The following is a 20,854-nucleotide window of genomic DNA, read 5'->3' on the forward strand; positions in this document are numbered from 1 at the left end:
ATGACCAAGATTCGCAAAGCCGTCTTTCCCGTCGCCGGACTGGGCACAAGGTTTCTGCCCGCAACCAAGACCGTGGCCAAGGAAATGCTGCCCCTGATCGACCGCCCTCTGATCCAATATGCCGTCGACGAGGCGCGCGCGGCCGGGATCGAAGAATTCATCTTCATCACGTCACCCGAGAAAACCGCGCTTGAGGCCTATTTCGGGCGGAATACGGCGCTTGAACGCAAGTTGAAGGATGGTGGCAAGACCGAGCTCTTGAACAACCTGCGCTGCGCCGATCTGGAGGATGGCAAATACTGCTTTGTCCGGCAGGATGCGCCCCGTGGATTGGGCCATGCCGTGTCGCTGGCGCGCGAGTGCGTGGGCAATGAGCCGTTTGCGGTGATCCTGCCCGATGACGTCATCAGCGCCCGACGCCCGGCTCTGTCACAGATGGTCCAAAGCTATTGTGACCAAAGCGGCCACATGGTTGCGACCCAATCCGTGCCGTCCGACAGGATCGAGTCCTACGGGGTGGTCGATATCGCCCTGCAGGCCGGGCGTGTGCAAAAGCTGCGCGGCCTGGTCGAAAAGCCCAGCCCCGAGCAGGCGCCATCGAACTACGGCATCGTCGGGCGGTATATCCTGCAGCCATCGATCTTTGATCGTCTGGCCGGCCAGGCACCGGGTGCGGGAAATGAAATCCAGCTGACCGACGCCATCGCTGCGGATATCGAAACCGCTGGCTGCTCGGGCTACGCCTTCGCGGGTGAACGCTTCGACTGCGGCTCAGTCGCCGGGTACCTTGAGGCCACCGCGGTTTTTGCCCTGCAGCGGTCAGAGCTGCGCGAAGGGTTTGAGCGGATCATGGCACAGCGCATGGGCCACCTGCGCCCGGCCGCGTAACGGCGGGCACCTATCCGTTCGGATAGGTGCTTATCCTGATGCCCGTCTGTTGCCCGGTCACGCTTTCTGATCTTGTGCAATTGGACACTAGGAGAATGACATGCGGATTTTACTTGCAGCCTTGGCAATGGTTCTGACCTTGGGCCAGGCACAGGCCCAGGATCTGGCCGAACCCGCCGGAGAGGTGGTTCTGACGATCACCGGCAACCTGACCCAGTCCGGAGCCGAGGATGGTGCGCGGTTCGGTATGGACATGTTGAAAGCCTTGCCCGCACGGACATTTGCGACCTCGACGATCTGGACCGAAGGTGAAAACACCTTTGTCGGCGTGCCCTTGTCGGTGGTGCTGGAGGCAGTCGGTGCAGATGGCAGCATTATCCGCGCCACAGCGATCAACGACTATGCGGTTGAAATCCCGATGGACTCGGTCACCGAAAGCGACCCGATCGTGGCCTATGAAATGAACGGTGCCGAGATGTCACGCCGGCAGAAGGGCCCGCTGTGGATCGTCTACCCCTATGACAGCGACCCGAAATACCAGACCGAGGTGACCTATTCGCGCAGCATCTGGCAACTCGATCGTCTCGAGGTCGTTAAATAGCTTGCAACCGGAATGAGTGCAGTAATGAGTAAAGCGCAGTGAACAATCGATGAGGCTCGGATTGAGCGATTCCGATACGCAGGTTTTGCGCCGCCGATGGGTCTTCGGGCTCATCGGCTTCGGCGTTTTGTTGGGTCTGGTCACGGTGGCGTGGCTGTCGGCGCAGGTGTTTACCGATTTCAACGACCGGCGAGCGGCACCTTCGGACAATGTCCAATGGACGCTGTCGCAGGTCGAGGTCGACTATCTGTCCTACCTGAATGCTCTGGAAACCGCGTCGGCGGCGCAGGACGCGGAGAATGGCACGTTGGATCTGGTGCGCCGGCGGTTCGATCTGTTTTACAGCCGTGTCGATACGCTGGCCCAATCCCGCGTGTTCCAGCCTTTGCGCCAGGATGACCGGTTCCGCCTGCCGTTGGAGCGGGTGACCCGGCACCTGAACGCCGCGATCCCCTTGATCGACGCGCCGGATGCGGAGCTGTCCGAAAAACTGGACGATCTGAAACGCGCCGCCCTCGAGATCGGTCCGCATGTCCGCACGTTGGCCGTTTCGGGCATCTCGTATTTTGCCACCGAGTCGGACCAGCAGCGCATCCAGACGGCGGCAAACTTGCTGCGATTGGCGATTCTGTCGGGGGCCTTGCTTCTGACTCTGGGTGCTGTCAGCGCCTATCTTCTGGTGGTCAACCGGCGCGCCACGCGCCGCGGCCGGGCGCTGCGGCAGGCGAATGAACGGATGAACACGATCCTCTCAACCTCGTTGGACGGAGTGATCGTGGTCGATGCCAAGGGCGACGTGATCGAGTTCAACCCAGCTGCCGAGGCAATATTCGGCTATACGGCGGATCAGGCCCGGGGTCGCGCGATCGGTGACCTGATCGTGCCGCCGCATCTGCGTGAGGCACATAGCGCCGGCATGGTGCGCATGCAGTCTGGCGGAGAACGTCATGTCGTCGGCAAAGGCCGTGTCCAGTTGGAGGCGATGCGCGCGGATGGCGAGCAGTTTCCGGTCGAACTGGCGCTGCAATCGGCCCGGGCAGGCGATCAGGAAATCGTCATCGGCTTTGTCCGTGACATCTCGCAGCGGGTTGCCGCCCAGCAGGAATTGATCAGCACTCGTGACCGCGCCTTGGCCGGCGAGAAGGCCAAGGCCGATTTCCTGACCGTGATGAGCCACGAGATCCGCACGCCGCTGAACGGGTTGCTGGGCAACCTCACGCTGCTGAAAAACACCCGCACCACCCGCGAACAGGCGCGGTTCGTCGAGAACATGGAAATCTCGGGCCAGATCCTCCTGAGCCACGTCGACACCGTTCTGGACATCGCCCGGTTTGAGGCCGGGAAACTGTCGGTGGCGTTGCAGCCCTCGAACCTGAACGACATCCTGCAAGAGATTGTGGACGGTCAAAGCGGCAACGCCGCCTCGCGGGAGAACTCCATCTCTTGGCAGTGGGTGGGTGAGGCGCGCCCCTGTGTCGCCGCCGACGCCCAAAGGTTGCGGCAGATTCTTCTGAACCTTGTCGGCAATGCCATCAAGTTCACCGAAAACGGCCGGATCTCGATCGAGGTCGAAGTGACCGAGCCTGGCCCCACGGCCGGCGTCAACATCTTTGAATTCCGCATCATCGACACGGGTATCGGTATCGGCCCTGATGAGGTCGACGTCATCTTTGACGATTTTCACACCAGCGATCCAAGCATCGGTCGGGCCGCCGGCGGCACCGGTCTGGGCCTGGGCATCGCACGTCGGTTTGCTCGGGCCATGGGCGGCGAGATCGGCGTTGAAAGCACACCCGGCGAGGGCAGTGTATTCTGGGTTCGTCTGCCGCTGCAGGACGCCGAATTGGACGCCAACGTTGACAGCGACCAGCCAGAGGTTCAGCACGCACAGCCGTTGGACGTGCTGGTGGTCGAAGACAACGAGATCAACCGCGAGGTGATCTGCAACATGCTGAAACTGGACGGTCACCGGGTGACGGTTGCCGAGAACGGCCAACTGGGCGTGGACGCGGCGGCTGCGCATCGGTTCGACGTGATCCTGATGGATATCAGCATGCCGGTCATGGACGGTCCGACGGCCACGCGCCACATCCGCAGCGGGGGCGGGCCTTCGGCAGAGATACCGATCATTGCCGTTTCGGCCAACGTGCTGCCTGATGCGGTCGACGCGTTCCGCGCCGCCGGTATGACCGCCTTTGTCGGCAAGCCGATTGCCCTGGATGCCTTGCGCAAGGCCTTGTCGGTGGTCACCAACCTCGGAGCTTCGACCCGGTCCGAGGACGAAACGGATCATATCGGAGATCTGCGCGTCAGCCTCGGCGCCGACGTCTTTGACCGGTTGCTTGGCAAGTACCTGTCCGAAGGGGATGCCGTCGTCGCTCAGCTTGCCCAGTTGGAGGCCGGTGAAGCCGATCTGGACCAGGTCGCGCAGGAGTGTCACAGGCTGGCGGGAAGTGCGGCGACCTTTGGTGCGATGGGGTTCCGCGATGCGCTGATTGCGATCGAGATGGCCGCAAAATCAGCAGAACGTCAGCAGGTCGCCCTTCTGTTGAACGGTCTGCCCGAGGTTTGGGAGCGGGCAAAGGCTGTGTTGCCCGCCCCCGGTGCGATCAAGGGATGAGCAGCGCGGCGGCCCCGACGATGCCCAGCGACCGGGCGATTTCGGTCACTCCGGTGACCTTGCTGTCGTAACAGGCCACGGCATCACCCGGCAGAACATAGGGGTCGAAGTCGTCACGGTCTCCGCGCCGCAGCAGCTTTTCGATATTGCGCTCGATCACGACCGAGGACCCGGTCACTGGGTTGCGCGTGAACAACACTGCGCTGCGGTTGGCGTTTGTCGTCTTCGACCCGCCGACGCAGTTGCTGTCGACCACGGCCTGCAGGAAACGGGTGCCATAAGGCACTTCACGCACGTCGCGCCCGATGGCGGATTCTGCATTGCCCGCGGCCGGTTGGGTCAGGTTCGACATGTATAGCGTCACGCCGGGCGGGCTGATCGGGCTGGGGCGCATCAGCGCGTCCTGGAAGCAGCCGCGGCTGTTGACCACGATCTGGTCGCCGGTCAGCAGCATGATGTCGGTCGGGTCCGATCCTTCGAACACGCCGCGCAGATCCATGCGATAGATGCGCCCCTGGCGGTGCAGCTCGACCGCTGACAGATCGGCATCCGGCCGCACCCCGCCCGCGGCCCGCAGCGCCACCGACAGGTTGCGCCCCTCGGTCGAGGCCCCCAGCGCGCCTTGGCGCCGACGGTCGAGGGAATCGCCCGGAACACCGCCGATCTCGACCGAGTGCGGCTCGAACACCGCGCCGCGCACACCCACTGTTACCGAGGCGAAATCGCTGACCCGCACGGTCACGCGGGGTTCGGCGTCATAGAACTGGGCTGCAACCAGAACGCGGGCCACCTCTTGTTCGACCTGCTCGGTGGTGCGGCCCTGGGCGCGCACGGGCGGCAGGTAGGGCAGCTTCAGGTCTCCGTCACGCGAAACGACATAAGCGTCGCTCAGCAGATCGTCCCCTTCGATGGTGATCTGGACCATGTCGTTGCGCGACAGTTTCTCGCCCAACAAGGGGCTGAGTGCGGGTTGAGACCATTTCGCATAGGCATTCGCGCCCTGATCGCCGGCCTGCGGCATGCAGGTCTGGCCGTTCATCGCCGCAGCCTGCAGCAATGGCGTGTTGCCCCGCCGACGTCCGGGTTCGCGGTATTGCGCCTGATAGCTTTCGCCGCGAGATACGGCTTCGATGTTGCGCGGGGTCTGCATGCTGCTGCACCCCAGCAGGGTCGAGGCGCTGACGGCCGTAATAAGGAAGTTCTTGAAATTCATGGTCATTTTCATCTCCTGATCTGTCACAGAAGATAAACCCTGCCGCGCGGCCTGCGTCAGCCCGGCATCGGGATGGCGGCTTGTCCCATTCGGATAGGTCCCTCTCCGAACGGTCCCCTGCCCCGTACGACCGCGTCCGGGACACAGGCCTTGGCCACCCGTACAACAGAACCAACAACTGTTTTTCGGGATCACGGCGTCATGACGCACAGCTTTGCACAATCCGGTTTTCTGCGGCACCTGTTGGCCTACACCGCCTCCGAAGTGGCGGCCAAGGCGTCGCGCCTGGTCGTCGTGGTGGCCGTTGCCCGTACCCTCAGCCCCGAAGCGATCGGTCTGGCCGCAGCGGCTCTGGCGGCGGGCGACATTCTCAAGGCGCTGACCGAGAACGGGGTGAACCAGCGTATCATTCAAGCCCCGTCCGAGGAACTGGCACAGCGGTGCAACACGGCGCACCGCATCTTCTGGGTCTGGTGCTCGGGGCTGTGCCTGCTGCAACTGGCGGTCGCAGCGGCACTGTTCGTCATGGGCCACGCAATGCTGGCGATGCTGCTGGCGGTGCTGGCCGGGGAATACCTGTTCATGCCGGCGGGCCTGGTTCAGGCCGCACTGGCAATGCGCGAGGGCAAGCTGCAGCAGACCGCCGCGATCGCCGGCGGGCAAGTCGTGGGGGCCAACGCCCTGACGGCGCTGCTGGCGGTGGTCTGGGCTTCGCCCATGGCGCTGGTCCTTCCGCGCCTGCTGACTGCACCTGTCTGGCTGGTGCTGATGCGCCGCCTGCGTCGGTGGTCGCCTGATCGTCAGGCCGGGTTTGCAGCTTTGAAACCTTTCGTGGTCTACGGCTGGGCCGTTCTGGGCGTCGAACTGGTCAAGGTTCTGCGCCTGCAGGCAGACAAGCTGGTGGTGGGCGCGATGATGGGCGCAGAGGCGCTTGGCATCTATTTCATGGCTTTCAATGCGGGGCTTGGGCTGGCCACTTCGTTCACGCAAGCCTTCTCGGTCGTTCTGTTCCCGCATCTGTGCGCGGCCGAGGACAAGCATGGGGCGCTGCGCCACGGGCTGGGCCTGTCGCTGCTGATCCTGACGCCGCTGGTTCTGCTGCAGGCGGCTTTGGCCCCGGTCTATGTGCCGCTGCTGCTGGGACAGGGCTGGGCCGAGATCGCCCCGGTGGTATCGGTTCTGTGCCTTGCGGCCCTGCCGACGGTGATCTGGTCGGCGGTCGCCGGGTGGCTGCGGTCGGAAAACCGCCCCGTCACGGAATTGCGGGTCAGCACGGTTCTGGCCGCGAGCCTGATCGCGAATACCGCCCTGATGGCGCCGCTGGGCCTGATGCCCGTCGCCGTCGGGTATGTCTGCACCTGCAGCGCCATCATGCTGGCCGCATCCTGGGCGCTGCTGCCGCGGGGTTCTGCAATCACTCAGGAGGCGCGCGCCCAATGACCCGGTTTTCCATCATCGTTCCCTTCCACAATGACGCGGCAACCATTGCCGCCACCCTGAATAGCCTGCTGGGGCAGAGCTTTGCGGATTTCGAACTCATCTGCGTGGGCGACAAGCCCTCGCGCCAGACGACCGAAGTTGTCCGGCAATTTTGCGCGCGCGACGCCCGGGTGCGGGTTGAGGCCAACCCCAATCGCGGCCCCAGCTCTGCGCGCAACCATGGTGCAACTGTGGCCACCGGCGACATACTCGCGTTCTGCGACGCGGATGACCTGTGGGTCACGGACAAGCTGGCCCAACTGGACCGGTTGTTTGCAGATACCAGCATTGATGCGGCCTTTGGTCAGATCGGGTTCTTTTCCGAAACCCCCGGTGATTGTCCGACGCGCTCAACGGTTCCCACCGATCCCCTGACCATTCCAGACCTGCTGGCGGAAAACGCGGTGTGCACGATGTCGAACCTTGCAGTGCGCCGCCAGGTGTTCGCTGCTGTCGGCGGGCTGAACCCGGCTGCGGTCCACAACGAAGATCTTGAGCTGTTGATCCGCTTGGCGGGCGAAGGCCACGTGATCATCGGGGTTGACCGCCTGCAGGTCTGGTACCGGACCAGCGGCAGCGGCCTGTCTTCGGACCTCGAGGCGATGCGGGCCGGGCGCGCTCGGGCGGTTGCAACGGCGGCCCGCTACGGCGTTGCACCGTCGCGCGCATCCGAGGCGATCTACATGCGGTATCTGGCCCGGCGCGCACTTCGTCTGGGCGCGGAACCGTCGATGGCCCGCGCTTATGCCCGCGCCGGTCTGGCGCTGAGCGCGCGCAGCTTTCTCAACCCAATCCGCCGCGGTGTGCCCACTGCACTTGGCGCGGCACTGGCCCCTGCCCTGCCCCGCCCGATCCGTCAGGCGCTGTTTGCCCGCTGATTCCAACCAGGAGACCAAAAATGCCCGAGGCATCCATCATCGTTCCCGCCTACAACACCGCCGCGACCATGACCGAGACTCTGGCCTCGCTTCTGTCGCAGACCCATGATGATTTCGAAATCATCATCGTGGATGACGGCTCGCAGGACGAAACCCCCGCCATTGCCCGCGCCCATGCGACCGACCCCAAAGTGCGGGTGATCCGGCAGGAAAACCGCGGCCTCGCCGGGGCGCGCAATACTGGCATCGCGGCCGCGCGGGGAGAGTTCGTCGGCTTCTGCGACGCCGACGACTTGTGGCTGCCGGAAAAGCTGGCCACCCATGTGCGTCACCTGCAGGCCGAACCCGACCTTGCGATCAGCTATTCCGGCAGTGCCATGATCGACGAGGGTGGTCGGCTGATGCGCGTCCGCCAGTCGCCGCGCCTGCGGGACGTGACGGCGGCACATGTCCTGAAACGCAACCCGATCGGCAATGGGTCGGCAGCGGTAGCGCGCAAATCGGCCTTGCTGGATCTGGCCTACCGCCCAGCGTTCGAGACCAAGCGCGACTGGGTCTTTGACGAAACCTTTCGCCAGTCCGAGGACATCGAATGCTGGCTGCGGCTGATGCTGACGACGGATTGGCAGATCGCAGGCGTGCCGGGGCTGCTGACCCGCTACCGGATCCATGCGACCGGCCTGTCGGCGGCCTTGGACCGTCAGTTGCAGGCGTGGGAGCGGATGGTCGACAAGCTGCGTCCACTGAACCCTGAATTCTTTGCCCGGCACGAGGCGGCGGCGCGCGCCTATCAGCTGCGCTATCTTGCGCGCCGCGCGGTCAGCAATCTGGATGCGCACAAGGCTTGGGAGCTTGCGCAGCGGTCGATTTCAACCAGCGCCCGGCCCCTGATCGAAGAACCCGCAAAAACGTTGACCACCATCATCGCAGCCGCAGCCCTGCGCGCGGTCGGGCCGGCGCCTGTTGTTCAAGCCGGTCGCCTCATGCGCCGCCAGACTTCCATCTGAACCGAGGTTTCCAAATGTCCAAGATCACCGTTCTTCACCTTGTTGATGACACCACGACCGGTGGGGTCATGCGTATGCTCGACCATCTTGCGCAGCTGCCCGAACTGGCCGACGAAGTCCACCAAGAGGTTCGCCCGGTCAAGCGGACCGCCTTCAGCTGGGGCAGTTTCCAAGCCGATGTCATCGTGTGCCACATTGCCCCCGGCTGGCGCTGCCTGCCGGCCTTCTCGGCCTTGCGGGCGATGCATCCCACCACGCGGTTGGTTCATGTCGAACACAGCTATACCCGGTCTTTCACCGCCTTGAACGTGCCGCACAAGCGGCGGTTCTTTGCGATGCTGCGCGTGACCTATTCGTTGTTCGATCAGGTCATCGCCGTCAGCAAGGCGCAGGCCGGCTGGATGGCCGACCGGCGGTTGACCCCCGCATCCAAGCTGAGCGTGATCTCGCCCCAGGTCGACCTGAGCGCGGTTGCCCGCGCAGCCGGGCCGGTCGAGGCGGCCCGGGTCATCGGTGCGATCGGACGGCTCGAGCCGCAGAAAGGTTTCGATCTGCTGATCGAAGGGTTTCGCATGTGCCCCAACCCCGATGCACGGCTTGTGATCTTTGGCGAAGGCAGCCAGCGCGACCGCCTTGCAGCCTTGGCCGCAGGCGACCGGCGGATCGAGTTTCGGGGCCACGCCGACGACCCGGCCGAGGCCTACCGGGCCGTGGACGTGGTGGCGATGCCCTCGCGGTGGGAGGCCTACGGGCTGGTGGCGGATGAGGCGCGCGCGGCGCGGCGTCCGGTCATCGTCAGCATGGTCGACGGTCTGCGTGACCGGATCGGGGCAAGCGGCGTGATCCCGTGCGGGTCCGATCCCAAGGCGTGGCGCAAATCGATCGAGGCAGTTCTGGCGGGCACGCCTCCGGTGGTTCCCGCCCTGGCACCCAAGGCTGATAGATCCCGCTATGCACAGCGGTGGCAGCAGGTGTTCGATCCGGCCAAACGGTTGTGAGGGCGGCGTGGTGACGGCTACGGCAAGGCGCGCCGCAAGAACCAGCGGCAATGTCCGGGCGGGTTTTGCGTGGGCGTGTTGGCCAGGCGACCAAAGGGCTCGAATCCCAAAGCCTCATAGAACCGCGCGGCGGACGGGTTGGATGTGTCCAGCCACGCAGAATGACACCCGCGCCGGCGCGCCTCGGCAAAGGCGTGGTCCAGCAACTGCCGGCCCAAACCGCAGCGTCGATGGGCCGGGTCGATCCATAAGGTCTTGATCAGCAGCCACCCATAGGAGGTTGCGCCATGCAGGCCGCCCACCCGGTTGGCGCCGTCCTGCGCAATCAGCGTGATGCTGTCATTGACCCCTTGCGGCGCGGTGGCCCGCAGTTCCGCAAGAAGGGCTTGCTCGACCCAGTCCTCCTGCCCGGGGGCGGAAACAATGGACGGGCCCGTCATCGGTCAGGCCCATGCCCGTTGAGTGGGGATCGGTGCGGCACCGCTCATGCCGGGGAAGTTTCCGCGTTCAGGATCTCGATCACCATCGCTGCCGTCCAGGTGAAGCTGCTGCCGCCGCAGGGTTCGGCGGTGACCGGGTCGTAATATTCGGCAAAGCCGCTTTGCTCGATCAGGCGCAGGCTGTCGTCGACGATCCGCTGCACGATCCGGGTTTGCTCGGCGCGTTGCAGACCATCTGCGATCATGTAGTTCACGATCAGCCAGACCGGCCCGCGCCAGTACCTTAGCCCGTCGAATTCGGGGGCCGCCGGGTCGTGGCTGGGCACCAGATACGGGACCGTGGCACCGATGGCTTCCAACCGCTGGGCAATGGCTTGCGCGCGGTGCTCGGGGATGGGACAGAACGCCGCCAGCAACCCGCCGATCGAGGGGCTGTCGATCAACTCCCCGGTGACCCGATCAAAGCACAGATATTGCCCACGGGTCTCGCTCCACAGGGCGTCCATCGCCGCGATGCCCGCTTGCGCAAAGGCGCGCGAGGCGCTTGCGATCTCGGCCTCGCCCAGGTCGTCGGCCAGCGCGGCAAGGTCGAGGCACGAGCGGATCAGGATCGCGTTGAATCCGGGGTCTACGACCCGGAACGGCGAGGCGTCATGCAGCCTGGAATTATCCCAGCCAAGGCCGCGGAAATGTTGCACCAGCCAGATATAGCGGCGGTATTCTTCATCGGTCGGCCTGTGCGCCGGGTTGGCGTGGGCCACGTCGCGACGCTGGAACGGGGCCACGCCCTCGGTCGGGACCCGGGCCAGCGCCGCGTCCCAATCTACCGAGTTGTCACGCCCCGATTCCCACGGGTGGATGATGGCGACCAGTCCGGTGCCCTGCGGGTCACGGTTCGTATAGAACCATTGGTGCCAAGCATGGATCTTGGGCAGCAGGGCACGGGCCTGCGCATCGGCCAGCGCCCGGTTCTTCGCCCGCGCATGGATTCGCCGTACGGCAAACCCGGCCACCGCAGGCTGCGTGATGCCCGAGGTTGGAACCGCGCGGCCAGTGGCCCAGACATCCGGCCCCGGGAAATAGCCGTCATTCATCTCGTGAAAGATGATATGCGGCACCATCCCGTCATCCCACTGATGCCGGAACAAGGTCTCGATCTCGCGCCAGGCGCGGGCCTCGTCGAAATGCGAGAACCCAAGGGCGCTGAGCGCGCTGTCCCAGTTCCACTGGAACGGATAGAGGCCGTGGGTGGGCACCGTATAGTCGCCCCGGTCGTTTCGGACCAGAACGGCGCGGGCCTGTTCGATAAGATCCTGTTTCATTGCGCGCTCCTCAGGCTACGGCCAGGGTTGTTTCGGGGTCGAACCAGCGCACCCGGTCGGGCTGCGGGGCCAGGGTCAGGGTGTCGCCGCGGCGGACGGTCAGATCACTGTCCAGAACCGCGCGGAACAGGGCGCCGTTCACGCTGCAGGTGACAAGCAGATGCGCGCCCAGGGGCTCGACCACCTTGACTGTGGCGGCAAGGCCCGTATCGGCCGGGCGCAGATCCTCGGGGCGGATCGCGAAATGCAACGGCGTGGTTCGGGACGGCCCGTCGAGGATCTGGCCCGCGACGGTCCATTTGCCGTCTCCGGACGGGGTGGCGGGCAGGAAGTTCATCGGAGGATTGCCGATGAATCCGGCCACAAACTCGGCCGACGGGTTGCGGTAGACCTCGATTGGCGAGGCCGCCTGAACGATCTTGCCCTGATGCATCACGCTGATCCGGTCGGCCATGCTCATGGCTTCGACCTGGTCGTGGGTGACATAGATGGCGGTGGTGTTGCTTTCGGCCAGAACGCCTTTGAGCTCGGCCCGCATCTCCATCCGCAGCAGCGCGTCCAGGTTCGACAGGGGCTCGTCCATCAGGATCACGTCGGGCTCCATCGCCAGGGCGCGGGCTACGGCGACGCGCTGGCGCTGACCGCCGGACAGCTCGCCCGAATAGCGCCCCAGCAGCTGGTCGATATGCATCAGACCCGCCGTGCGCTCGACCCGGCGCTTGACCTCGTCATTGGGCAGTTTCTGCATCCGCAGGCCGAACCCGATGTTTTCGAACACGGTCAGATGCGGGAACACGGCATAGTTCTGGAACACCATGGCGATACCCCGATCCTTGGGCGGCAGGTGATCCACCCGGCGTCCGCCGATCCAGACCTCGCCCTCGGTTGCGGTCTCCAGCCCGGCGATGATCCGCAGCAGCGTGGTCTTGCCGCAGCCCGAGGCCCCCAGCAGAACCATGAATTCCTGGTCCTGGATGGTCAGGTTGATGTCGTGCAGCGCCTGATAGCTGCCAAAGCGTTTCGCGACATTCTTGATTTGAATTTCTGCCATTATTCCAACTCCTTGGGGCTGTCAGCGGTTGGCGATGCCCCACATGGCGAACAGGTATTTGCGCACGGCGAAGATGAAGATCAGCGCCGGCACGACCAGGATGAAACCGCCTGCGAATTTCAGATGCAGCGGCGACGTGTCGAGGTTCTGCAGCAAAAAGGCCGTCAGGGTCCGGTTCTCGATCGTCAGAACGGCGGCGGCGAACACCTCGTTCCACGAGATCACGAAGGCGAAGATGGCCGAGGCCGTGATCCCCGGCAGGATCAACGGCAGCACCACCTTGGTGAAGGCGGTCAGCCGGGTGCAGCCCAGCGTCCAGGCGGCCTCTTCCAGTTCCAGCGGGATGCCGGAAAACAGCGAAAAGGTGATCAACACCGCAAATGGCAGCGCCAGCGTGGTATGCACCAGCGACAGGCCGAATACCGTGTCATCCAGCCCGGTCTGGATGAACATCACCGCCAAGGGCAGCGCCAGCAGCGGCAGCGGAAAGGCACGGGTCAGCAGGATCAGCAGGCGGAACAACTCTTTCCCGCGAAAGTCGAACCGGGACAGGGCATAGCCCGCCGGTGCACCGATCAGGATCGACATGATCATCGTCAGCCCCGCCACCAGGATCGAGTTCTTGAGCGCGGTCAGGATGCCCGCAAAGCCTGCAAAGAACCCCAGGCTGCCCAGGTCGAATTCGGGGATGAACGGTTTGGGAAAGCTGTTCACCGTTTCCGGCGAGGACAGCGTGTTGATCAGCAGGAAATACAGCGGCACCAGCACCCAGGCGCACAGCAGCACCACCGCAGCGATGTAGACATAGCGTCCGGCCCGGCGTGTATCGGGCGCGGCGACCTCGGTCGTGACGGTCGTCATATCGTGGCTCCTTTCGGGACACGCAGGGCGCGCAGGATGATCAGGGTGAACCCGATCGAGATGGCGAGGATGATCAGCGCCATCGCCGCGGCCGCGCCGCTGTCAAGCAGGTCGAATTGATAGGCGTAGGTTTCGCTCATGAGGACGGGGAACAGGGTTCCCCCCAGGGCCAGCACTACGGCGAAGACCTCGAAGGCCAGGATCACGCGCAGCACCAGTGCCGTCTGCAGCGACGGGCGCAGCAGCGGCAGCGTGATGCGGGTGAAGCGTTTCCAGGGCGAGGCGCCAAAGACCTCGGCCGCCTCGTAATATTCCTTGGGGATCAGGCCGATCCCTGCCACCAGGATCACCAGCATGATCGCGGTGGCGCGCCAGATCTCGGCCAGGGCGATGGCCAAGAACACCACGCCGGGGTGTTGATAGCTGAGGAAATTTACCGGCCGGTCCACCACGCCCAGCCCAGAAAGCATGGAGTTCAGGAAGCCCGACTGTTCGAAGATTGCCAGCCAGATGATGCCCGCGGCCAGATCCGAGATCCCCAGCGGGATGGTCCAGACATACAGCACCAGGTCGCGCCCGCGCTGCATCTTGTTGACCATCGTGGCCATCAGCAGCGCCAGCGCCAGTTGCACCGGAACCACCGCCGCCGCCAGCAGCAGCGTGTTCTGCAACGAGATCGGGAATTTCCAGTACCCGACCACCTGCCGGAAATTGTCCAGCGTAAATCCGTCGCCGGTGTTGAAAGCCTGCTTGGCGACCAGGACGAAAGGATACAGAAAGAACAGGCACAGAAACGCCGTCACGGGCAGGATCAGCACATAGGGCAACACACGAGCGTTCATCTGATCGCTCCTTTCCTTGCGGAAGTTCCGGTGGTTTCGGGCAGAGAGGTCGGGGGACACCGGGCCTGCGTCAAGCCCGGTGTCGGGATCAGGTCAGACCCTTATTCGACGGGGCACGGACCGTCCGAAGGCGCATCCGGAGCCCAGCAGGGCGCGCCGGTTTCCTGCATGATCGCCTCCAACGCGCCTTTCTGATCGTCCAGCACGGTGCGGATGTCCTGACCGGCCAGCACGATCCGCTCGAACGCGTCGGTATAGACGCGGTTGAAGTCACCGCCCTTGTCGCCCAGTCCCGCAGGCAGCAGCCCGGGGTTGGCATCAGCCGAGCCGCTCATCTTGGCGACCGCGTCGCCTGCGGCCTTTACGGCTGGCGGCAGGTCGGCGGGCAGGTCAACCGCGACGACCGGGAAGAAGTTGGTGGCACGCAGCGTGGCGATCTGGGTTTCCGGCTTCATCATGTAGGCGACCAGAGCTTTGGACGCTTCCATGTCCGGTGCGGTTTTGGGGATCGCAACCCCAGCCAGTACCGGCATGAAGCCGCGCCCGGTCGGGCCCGCCGGGGCCGGGAAGGCCACGAAGTCATCAGGCCGCTCGTTGAAGGCCTGCGCCAGACGCGAGGTGTGGTCGAACACGATCCAGGCGTCGCCCGACAACAACTGTTCCTGCATGAACGAGAAGTTGGTCGAGGCCGGGTTGGTATGTGTCCACAGCTCGCGGAATTTTTCCCACGCGGTCACGGCATCGTCGCTCGCAAAGGTCCGCACCACGCCGTTCGTGTAGGACGGGTACAGATAGCCTTGGAAGAAACGGTGCTTCAGGCCCTTGGGCCCGGCCGGGAAGCCGAATTTCGGCTCTCCCGCAGCCTCATGCGCGTTGGCGGCCCATTCGATCAGCTGGTCATAGGTCAGCGCATTGATGTCTGCGCCTTCGGGCAAATACTGCAGCGCCTCTTTGTTGGCCGCCATGATATAGCTGGCCTGCATCCAGGGGATGTATTGCAAGCTGCCTGCCCCAAGCGTCGCCAGCTCGTTGAACGTGTCCGAGGCCGAGGCGATTCCCAGATCATCCAGGTCGACCAGATCGTCAGGGTTCATGGCCGAGAAATCGCCGTGCAGCGCGCCCAGAACGCCGATCGTGCCCGAGCCGGCCTGCAATTCGGCTTGCAGACGCGTCAGCCAGGGGCCGCCGTCATTGGGCTGGTAGTCCACGCCACCCTCGAAGCCTGAAAGAACCTGTTCGCGCATGGCCTGCGCCTCTTCGACCGGCTTGGCCTGCGTCGACCAGAACAGAACCTCGGCCTGCGCCACGTTTGTGACTAGGGCCAGAACAAGGCCGGATGCGGCACCGACCAGCTTGGATTGAATTGACATGGACTCCTCCCAGAGTTTCGATTGGGCCTTTTGCCCGTTCTGCCCGGTGGGGTCGGTTTGCTGCGCTTGTCGTGCGACGACTCACCCCAGGCGATGCCATTAGCATGGTATAACGATATATCTTGCGTCAACGAATATTTTCCAATTGGTTGGCCCAAAGTTTTGAAGTTCGTAGGAATTGCTCGTTGCAATACCCATGTGGGTTGGGCATTTTGATGATGCAACGATATATCAGAAGTCCGAGAAATGCCCGCCAAACCCACCCTCGCCAGTGTCGCCAAAGCCGCCGGAGTCTCGATCCCGACGGTCAGTCAGGTGATGCGCGGCACCGGGCGGATTTCCGAGCAGACCCGCAAGAAAGTGCTGCAGGCGGCCGAGGACCTGCACTATGTCACTGACTCGCGCGCGGCGTCGATGCGATCGGGCGAGAACAGGGAAATCGGGTTCGTTCTGAACCAGTTCGCAAACCCGTTCAACGCCGAAGTCGTCAGCGGAGCGGTCGAACTGTTGGAGGCCGAGGGGTATCTGGTTTCGATCCTGGACACGCGCGACGACGCGGACCGGCAGGGCAAGCAATTGCGGGATTTCATCCGCAATGGGCGCGGCGGCCTGCTGTGGGTGCCTGCGCTGGAGACCACGGCAGAAACCCTTCAACTTTTGCGCACGCATGGTTTGCCGACGGTGACCTTTCTGCGCCATGTCAGCCCCGATTTTGATCATGTGGGCATCAGAAATGCCGAGGCGACCGCGACCGCGACAAATCACTTGGCAGATCTTGGGCATCGACACATAGCATTTTTCGGCGGTATTGGCATGAACCCCGTTCGAAAGCAGCGCATATCCGGGTACCAGCGTACGCTGCAGGACTTGTCTTTGGGTCCGCCGATCATCTGGCCCTCACCTGACACCAAGCGTGCGGGTATGCAGGAGATGCTGAAATTGCATGACGCCCATCCAGAGGTCACGGCGGTGGTCTGCAATGGGGACATGGTCGCTTTGGGGGCGTGTTTCGGTTTGATGCGGGCTGGGTTGCAGCCGGGGCGGGATGTTTCGATTGTTGGATTTGACGATACCGAGGATGCCTCGGTCGCAATTCCCGCGCTCAGTACCATGGCGGTTTCGCCAAAGCGGTTGGGCCGCAAGCTCGCGCGCACTCTGCTGGACAGGATAAAAGACCCTGATATGCCGGTAATCGTGTCCGAAGTTTCAGCCCGGTTCATCGCACGGGAAACCACGGGGCCGCTGCAGAAGGACCGCTGACGGATCAGGCGCGCGTATCCGGCAAGGTCTCGCTCCACTTCCGCAGCTCGTCCAGAAAACCCAGCGCGGTGCGTCCACGTTCGGTCACGGAGTACTGCACTGAAACCGGTGAGGTTTCGAGCACTTGGCGGAGTACCAGGCCCTGTTGCTCCAATTGGCGCAGGCGTTCGGCGATCATCTTTTTGCTGGCGCCGCCGATCATCCGCGCCAAGTCATTGAATCGCACTGGCTCGTCTTTGAGGTGCCACAGGATCGACCCGGTCCACTTGCCACCGATGATCCGCATGCCGCGCTCGATGGGGCATGGTTCGCGGCACGCATCCACCGCTTGCCGCTTTCCTTGGTCGTCCTGTTCGATACGGGCACGCATCGCCTACTCCAGTCCAGTTTCAGGTTACAAAAAGTAAACTGGTTGCAATTCATCACTGCCGTTCTCAAGTTCGGTTTCACCCCAACCGAAGTCAAGGGGCAAGCAGTTTCAAAACCAAGGATATGGACATGAACAAGATCCTGATCGTGAACGGTACGCAGCCTTATGAATTCGCGCCCGGCCGCCTGAATGCGTCGCTGGTGCAACGGGCGCAGGACGCACTGGCCGGTATGGGCCACGAGGTGCGCGTGACCACGGTTGCTGAAGGGTACGACATCAATGCCGAGATCGACGCCCATGTCTGGGCGGATGTGGTCATCATGCAGTTTCCGGTGAATTGGATGGGTGTACCGTGGGTGTTCAAAAAGTACCTCGACGAGGTCTACACCGCGGGCATGGACGGCCGGCTGCTGGCCGGCGACGGCCGGACCGCCGAGGCGCCCAAGGCCAATTACGGCACCGGTGGCCTGCTGCACGGGACGAAATACATGCTGTCGGTCACCTTCAACGCCCCGAGCGAGGCGTTCGACAACCCCGCCGAGCCGTTCTTTGCCGGGGCCAGCGTCGATGACCTGCTGTGGCCCATGCACCTGAACGCCAAGTTTCTGGCGATGCAGCCCCTGCCCACCTTCGCGGCTTTCGACGTGATGAAGAACCCCCGGATCGAGCAGGATTTCCAGCGGTTCGACGCGCATCTGAAAGAGCATTTCGAGGAGATCGCGCATGTCGCAGCCTGACATTCACCTCTACACCGCGGCCACGATGAATGGCTACAAACCGGTGATCTTCCTGGAAGAGGCAGGCGTACCGTACGACCTGACCCCCATCGACTTTTCCAAACAGGAACAAAAGACGCCGGCGTTCTTGTCGCTGAACCCCAATGGCAAGATCCCGGTGATCGAGGACCGGGCCGAAGGTCGCGCGATTTTCGAAAGCGGCGCAATCCTGTGGCACCTCGCGCAGAAATACGGTCAGTTCCTGCCCTCAGATCCGATGCAGCAGTCCGAGGTGATGCAGTGGATGCTGTTCCAGGTCGGGCATGTGGGTCCGATGATGGGCCAAGCCATGTATTTCCAGCACATTGCTGCCCCCAATGGCCATACCGAACCATTCTCGATCCGCCGCTACGTGGACGAAAGCCGCCGCCTGATGGAGGTGATGAATGATCGTCTGAATGGGCGCGACTGGATCGCGGCGGGGCAATACACGATCGCGGATATGATGCTGTTCCCTTGGGCGCGGGCCTATGTCTGGGCGCGGGTTCAGGTCGATGACCTTCCGCATCTGAACGCATGGTTCGACCGCATCGATGCCCGCCCCGCAGTGCAGAAGGCGCTGACCATTCCCAAGGCCAATCCCCAGTTCTGGGATGCCTCGGCTGATGCCAGCGCCTTTGCGCGGGAGAACGCCGCGCGGTTTGCCGGTGACGTGAAAAAGGACTGAGGCCGCGGCCCGGGCTCCCTAGCCCGGGCCCGCACCACAGCACCTTGGGCGCCGCACCGCCCGCGCGCAGGTCGATGGCCGGGAGGACGCTTTACTCGGGTGTCAAAAGCGGTCAGTCTGAACCATCGGCGCGCTGGGTGATCCCCTCGGGCCGCGCTGTCACATCATTGTCGTCATAAACGTTCAGATGATGCGTCGACCAATTTATTTCGAGAGGTGCCTCATGACCCTATCCAGCAAATTCGCGATGTCGCGGCGTCAATTCCTGGCCACCACCACGGCCGGCGTCGCCATGGTTTCCCTGCACCCGTTTTCTGCCGCCGCCGCAAGCAACCAGGCGCATCTGCGGATCATGGAAACGACCGACATTCACGTTCACGTCTTTCCCTACGACTACTATGCCGACAAGCCGCGCGATACGGTGGGCCTGTCACGCGCGGCCTCGATCATCAACGAGATCCGGGCCGAGGCCACAAACTCGATGCTGGTCGACAATGGCGACTTTCTTCAGGGCAACCCGATGGGCGACTACATCGCCTACGAGCGTGGCATGAACGACGGCGACACCCACCCGATCATCAACGCGTTCAACACGTTGGGCTATGATGCCGCGACGCTGGGCAACCACGAGTTCAACTATGGCCTGAGCTTTCTGGAAAAATCGCTGGCCGGGGCGCAGTTCCCGATCGTGCTGGCCAATATCGCCAAGAAACAGGGCGCAAACCCCCGCGCGGACAAGACACTGGTGCAGCCCTATGTCATCCTCGATCGCGAGATCGAGCTGGGCGATGGCAGCAAACAGCCGATCCGCATCGGCGTCATCGGCTTCACCCCGCCGCAGATCATGAACTGGGACCGCCGCCACCTGGAAGGCAACGTGCAGGCCCGCGACATCGTCGAGACCGCCAAAGCCTATGTGCCCGAGATGAAAGAGCAAGGCTGCGATCTGATCCTGGCCCTGTCGCATTCGGGCATCGGCGCGGCCGATCACGCGGACGGGATGGAGAACGCCTCGGTCCCGCTGGCCGGGGTCGATGGCATCGACGCGCTTGTGACCGGGCACAACCACCTGGTCTTCCCCTCGCCCACCTTCGCCGACCGTGCCGGAGTTGACGTGGACAAGGGCACGCTGATGGGCAAGCCGGCCGTCATGGGCGGGTTCTGGGGGTCGCATCTGGGCGTGCTCGACCTGCTGCTGGAACGCGACGGCAACGAATGGCGCGTGGTTACCACCACCTCCGAGGCGCGGCCGATCTCGAAGCGCAACGAAGACCGCTCGATCACCGCGCTGGTCGATGACGACCCAAAGGTGCTGGCCTCGGTCGCGCGGGACCACGAGGAAACGCTGGCCTATGTGCGCCGCGCGGTGGGCAAGACCTCGGCCCCGCTGCACAGCTATTTCGCGCTGGTGGCCGATGATCCCTCGGTCCAGATCGTGTCGATCGCGCAGAAATGGTATGTTGAGGAGATGCTGAAAGGCACCGAGCACGAGGGTCTGCCGATCCTGTCGGCCGCGGCGCCGTTCAAGGCCGGTGGCCGGGGTGGCCCGGAATACTATACCGACGTGCCGGTGGGCGATGTGGCGATCAAGAACGTGGCCGACCTGTATCTCTATCCCAACACCGTGCGCGCGGTGCGGGTGAACGGCGCGCAACTGCGCGGCTGGCTGGAGCGTTCGGCCGGGATGTTCAACCAGATCGAGCCGGGCGCCAAGGATGCGCTGCTGCTGAACCCCGAATTCCCGTCCTACAACTTCGACGTGATCGACGGTGTGACCTATCAGATCGACCTGTCTCAGCCCTCGCGCTTTGGCCCGAAGGGCGAAGAGGTCAAACCTGATGCGGCGCGCATCGTGAACCTGCAGTTCAACGGTGCCCCGGTGACCGACGACATGGAGTTCATCATCGCCACCAACAACTACCGCGCTTCGGGCGGCGGATCGTTCCCGGGCGCGATGGGCGACACCATCGTGTTCGAGGCCCCCGACACCAACCGCGACGTGATCGTGCGCTATATCGTCGAGCAAGGCACGATCGACCCCAAAGCCGACGGCAACTGGTCCTTCGCACCGCTGGGCGGCACCACGGTTCTGTTCGAAACCGGTCCCAAGGCGCGCGATTACATCAGCGACGTCAAAGGTTTGGCGCTGGAAGACGCAGGCGACGGGGCCGACGGTTTCGCGGCCTTCCGCATCACGCTCTGACCGGCGAC

19 protein-coding genes are annotated in these 20,854 nt (G+C 63.6%); 11 read left to right on the top strand and 8 right to left on the bottom strand.

All coding sequences use genetic code 11. The features are described from left to right. The 3 genes from ACR0NY_RS15030 to ACR0NY_RS15040 all read left to right on the top strand — a co-directional run bounded on the left by ACR0NY_RS15030 (window position 1) and on the right by ACR0NY_RS15040 (window position 4,109). The gene (locus ACR0NY_RS15030) at window positions 1-888 is read left to right on the top strand and encodes a UTP--glucose-1-phosphate uridylyltransferase (RefSeq protein ID WP_170341569.1); all 888 of its coding nucleotides are present in this window, start codon (window positions 1-3) and stop codon (window positions 886-888) included. Between the two features lie 100 nt (window positions 889-988). Beyond that, entirely contained in the window at window positions 989-1,489 is a 501-nt protein-coding gene (locus tag ACR0NY_RS15035; RefSeq protein ID WP_254432955.1) for a putative pterin-binding protein, read from the top strand. 61 nt (window positions 1,490-1,550) lie between these two features. Continuing rightward, window positions 1,551-4,109, top strand: a complete 2,559-nt coding sequence (locus tag ACR0NY_RS15040; protein WP_170369277.1) for a PAS domain-containing hybrid sensor histidine kinase/response regulator — start codon at window positions 1,551-1,553, stop codon at window positions 4,107-4,109. On the opposite strand, the gene ACR0NY_RS15045 is transcribed toward ACR0NY_RS15040, so the two are convergent. After that, window positions 4,099-5,328, bottom strand: coding sequence for a polysaccharide biosynthesis/export family protein (locus tag ACR0NY_RS15045; protein WP_170369279.1), 1,230 nt, complete (start codon window positions 5,326-5,328; stop codon window positions 4,099-4,101). The genes ACR0NY_RS15040 and ACR0NY_RS15045 overlap by 11 nt on opposite strands. A 195-nt stretch (window positions 5,329-5,523) precedes the next feature. Here ACR0NY_RS15045 and ACR0NY_RS15050 point away from each other — a divergent pair, with 195 nt between their 5' ends. Genes ACR0NY_RS15050 through ACR0NY_RS15065 form a run of 4 tightly spaced genes read left to right on the top strand, consistent with a single transcriptional unit; the run spans window position 5,524 to window position 9,684 of the window. Continuing rightward, on the top strand, window positions 5,524-6,762 hold the full coding sequence (locus tag ACR0NY_RS15050) for an oligosaccharide flippase family protein (RefSeq protein WP_170369281.1): 1,239 nt from the start codon (window positions 5,524-5,526) through the stop codon (window positions 6,760-6,762). After that, window positions 6,759-7,679 carry a glycosyltransferase family 2 protein gene (locus ACR0NY_RS15055; RefSeq protein WP_170369283.1) on the top strand — a complete coding sequence of 307 codons (921 nt, stop codon included), beginning with the start codon at window positions 6,759-6,761 and terminating at the stop codon, window positions 7,677-7,679. Before ACR0NY_RS15050 ends, ACR0NY_RS15055 begins: the two co-directional genes overlap by 4 nt. 20 nt (window positions 7,680-7,699) lie before the next feature. Next, the gene (locus ACR0NY_RS15060) at window positions 7,700-8,686 is read left to right on the top strand and encodes a glycosyltransferase family 2 protein (protein ID WP_170341560.1); all 987 of its coding nucleotides are present in this window, start codon (window positions 7,700-7,702) and stop codon (window positions 8,684-8,686) included. Between the two features lie 14 nt (window positions 8,687-8,700). Next, window positions 8,701-9,684 (top strand): glycosyltransferase family 4 protein, encoded by a 984-nt coding sequence (locus ACR0NY_RS15065; protein WP_170341558.1) that lies wholly within the window; start codon window positions 8,701-8,703, stop codon window positions 9,682-9,684. Between the two features lie 17 nt (window positions 9,685-9,701). On the opposite strand, the gene ACR0NY_RS15070 is transcribed toward ACR0NY_RS15065, so the two are convergent. From ACR0NY_RS15070 to ACR0NY_RS15095, 6 genes are all read right to left on the bottom strand, one after another. Next, complete coding sequence (locus ACR0NY_RS15070) at window positions 9,702-10,124, bottom strand: GNAT family N-acetyltransferase (protein WP_170341556.1); 423 nt, start codon at window positions 10,122-10,124, stop codon at window positions 9,702-9,704. A gap of 44 nt (window positions 10,125-10,168) precedes the next feature. Then, complete coding sequence (locus ACR0NY_RS15075; RefSeq protein WP_170369285.1) at window positions 10,169-11,446, bottom strand: amylo-alpha-1,6-glucosidase; 1,278 nt, start codon at window positions 11,444-11,446, stop codon at window positions 10,169-10,171. Between the two features lie 10 nt (window positions 11,447-11,456). After that, on the bottom strand, window positions 11,457-12,497 hold the full coding sequence (locus ACR0NY_RS15080) for an ABC transporter ATP-binding protein (RefSeq protein WP_170369287.1): 1,041 nt from the start codon (window positions 12,495-12,497) through the stop codon (window positions 11,457-11,459). A gap of 21 nt (window positions 12,498-12,518) precedes the next feature. Further along, entirely contained in the window at window positions 12,519-13,358 is an 840-nt protein-coding gene (locus tag ACR0NY_RS15085; protein WP_170369289.1) for a carbohydrate ABC transporter permease, read from the bottom strand. After that, window positions 13,355-14,200, bottom strand: a complete 846-nt coding sequence (locus ACR0NY_RS15090; protein ID WP_170341551.1) for a carbohydrate ABC transporter permease — start codon at window positions 14,198-14,200, stop codon at window positions 13,355-13,357. Before ACR0NY_RS15090 ends, ACR0NY_RS15085 begins: the two co-directional genes overlap by 4 nt. 101 nt (window positions 14,201-14,301) lie before the next feature. After that, window positions 14,302-15,570 carry an ABC transporter substrate-binding protein gene (locus ACR0NY_RS15095; protein ID WP_170369291.1) on the bottom strand — a complete coding sequence of 423 codons (1,269 nt, stop codon included), beginning with the start codon at window positions 15,568-15,570 and terminating at the stop codon, window positions 14,302-14,304. Between the two features lie 246 nt (window positions 15,571-15,816). On the opposite strand from ACR0NY_RS15095, the gene ACR0NY_RS15100 reads away from it, so the two are divergent. Beyond that, window positions 15,817-16,830 (top strand): LacI family DNA-binding transcriptional regulator, encoded by a 1,014-nt coding sequence (locus tag ACR0NY_RS15100; RefSeq protein ID WP_170341549.1) that lies wholly within the window; start codon window positions 15,817-15,819, stop codon window positions 16,828-16,830. 4 nt (window positions 16,831-16,834) lie between these two features. Here the strand turns inward: ACR0NY_RS15100 and ACR0NY_RS15105 are convergent, their stop codons facing one another. Then, the gene (locus tag ACR0NY_RS15105; protein WP_093963326.1) at window positions 16,835-17,200 is read right to left on the bottom strand and encodes a winged helix-turn-helix transcriptional regulator; all 366 of its coding nucleotides are present in this window, start codon (window positions 17,198-17,200) and stop codon (window positions 16,835-16,837) included. Between the two features lie 128 nt (window positions 17,201-17,328). Here ACR0NY_RS15105 and ACR0NY_RS15110 point away from each other — a divergent pair, with 128 nt between their 5' ends. The 3 genes from ACR0NY_RS15110 to ACR0NY_RS15120 all read left to right on the top strand — a co-directional run bounded on the left by ACR0NY_RS15110 (window position 17,329) and on the right by ACR0NY_RS15120 (window position 20,846). Beyond that, window positions 17,329-17,937, top strand: coding sequence for an NAD(P)H-dependent oxidoreductase (locus tag ACR0NY_RS15110; RefSeq protein WP_170369293.1), 609 nt, complete (start codon window positions 17,329-17,331; stop codon window positions 17,935-17,937). Further along, on the top strand, window positions 17,924-18,643 hold the full coding sequence (locus tag ACR0NY_RS15115) for a glutathione S-transferase family protein (protein ID WP_170359490.1): 720 nt from the start codon (window positions 17,924-17,926) through the stop codon (window positions 18,641-18,643). Before ACR0NY_RS15110 ends, ACR0NY_RS15115 begins: the two co-directional genes overlap by 14 nt. A gap of 223 nt (window positions 18,644-18,866) precedes the next feature. Beyond that, a complete protein-coding gene (locus ACR0NY_RS15120; RefSeq protein WP_437342590.1) occupies window positions 18,867-20,846 on the top strand; it encodes a bifunctional 2',3'-cyclic-nucleotide 2'-phosphodiesterase/3'-nucleotidase in 1,980 nt (659 codons plus the stop codon). The last annotated feature ends 8 nt before the right edge of the window (window positions 20,847-20,854 follow it).

The organism is Ruegeria sp. BJ5 (assembly GCF_056537865.1).

Excerpts from the sequence above, each read along its gene's own strand:
- ACR0NY_RS15030 (WP_170341569.1), top strand. The coding sequence starts at position 1 with ATGACCAAGATTCGCAAAGCCGTCTTTCCCGTCGCCGGACTGGGCACA.
- ACR0NY_RS15035 (WP_254432955.1), top strand. The coding sequence starts at position 989 with ATGCGGATTTTACTTGCAGCCTTGGCAATGGTTCTGACCTTGGGCCAG.
- ACR0NY_RS15045 (WP_170369279.1), bottom strand. The coding sequence starts at position 5,328 with ATGACCATGAATTTCAAGAACTTCCTTATTACGGCCGTCAGCGCCTCG.
- ACR0NY_RS15050 (WP_170369281.1), top strand. The coding sequence starts at position 5,524 with ATGACGCACAGCTTTGCACAATCCGGTTTTCTGCGGCACCTGTTGGCC.
- ACR0NY_RS15055 (WP_170369283.1), top strand. The coding sequence starts at position 6,759 with ATGACCCGGTTTTCCATCATCGTTCCCTTCCACAATGACGCGGCAACC.
- ACR0NY_RS15060 (WP_170341560.1), top strand. The coding sequence starts at position 7,700 with ATGCCCGAGGCATCCATCATCGTTCCCGCCTACAACACCGCCGCGACC.
- ACR0NY_RS15065 (WP_170341558.1), top strand. The coding sequence starts at position 8,701 with ATGTCCAAGATCACCGTTCTTCACCTTGTTGATGACACCACGACCGGT.
- ACR0NY_RS15070 (WP_170341556.1), bottom strand. The coding sequence starts at position 10,124 with ATGACGGGCCCGTCCATTGTTTCCGCCCCCGGGCAGGAGGACTGGGTC.
- ACR0NY_RS15075 (WP_170369285.1), bottom strand. The coding sequence starts at position 11,446 with ATGAAACAGGATCTTATCGAACAGGCCCGCGCCGTTCTGGTCCGAAAC.
- ACR0NY_RS15080 (WP_170369287.1), bottom strand. The coding sequence starts at position 12,497 with ATGGCAGAAATTCAAATCAAGAATGTCGCGAAACGCTTTGGCAGCTAT.
- ACR0NY_RS15085 (WP_170369289.1), bottom strand. The coding sequence starts at position 13,358 with ATGACGACCGTCACGACCGAGGTCGCCGCGCCCGATACACGCCGGGCC.
- ACR0NY_RS15090 (WP_170341551.1), bottom strand. The coding sequence starts at position 14,200 with ATGAACGCTCGTGTGTTGCCCTATGTGCTGATCCTGCCCGTGACGGCG.
- ACR0NY_RS15095 (WP_170369291.1), bottom strand. The coding sequence starts at position 15,570 with ATGTCAATTCAATCCAAGCTGGTCGGTGCCGCATCCGGCCTTGTTCTG.
- ACR0NY_RS15100 (WP_170341549.1), top strand. The coding sequence starts at position 15,817 with ATGCCCGCCAAACCCACCCTCGCCAGTGTCGCCAAAGCCGCCGGAGTC.
- ACR0NY_RS15105 (WP_093963326.1), bottom strand. The coding sequence starts at position 17,200 with ATGCGTGCCCGTATCGAACAGGACGACCAAGGAAAGCGGCAAGCGGTG.
- ACR0NY_RS15110 (WP_170369293.1), top strand. The coding sequence starts at position 17,329 with ATGAACAAGATCCTGATCGTGAACGGTACGCAGCCTTATGAATTCGCG.
- ACR0NY_RS15115 (WP_170359490.1), top strand. The coding sequence starts at position 17,924 with ATGTCGCAGCCTGACATTCACCTCTACACCGCGGCCACGATGAATGGC.
- ACR0NY_RS15120 (WP_437342590.1), top strand. The coding sequence starts at position 18,867 with ATGACCCTATCCAGCAAATTCGCGATGTCGCGGCGTCAATTCCTGGCC.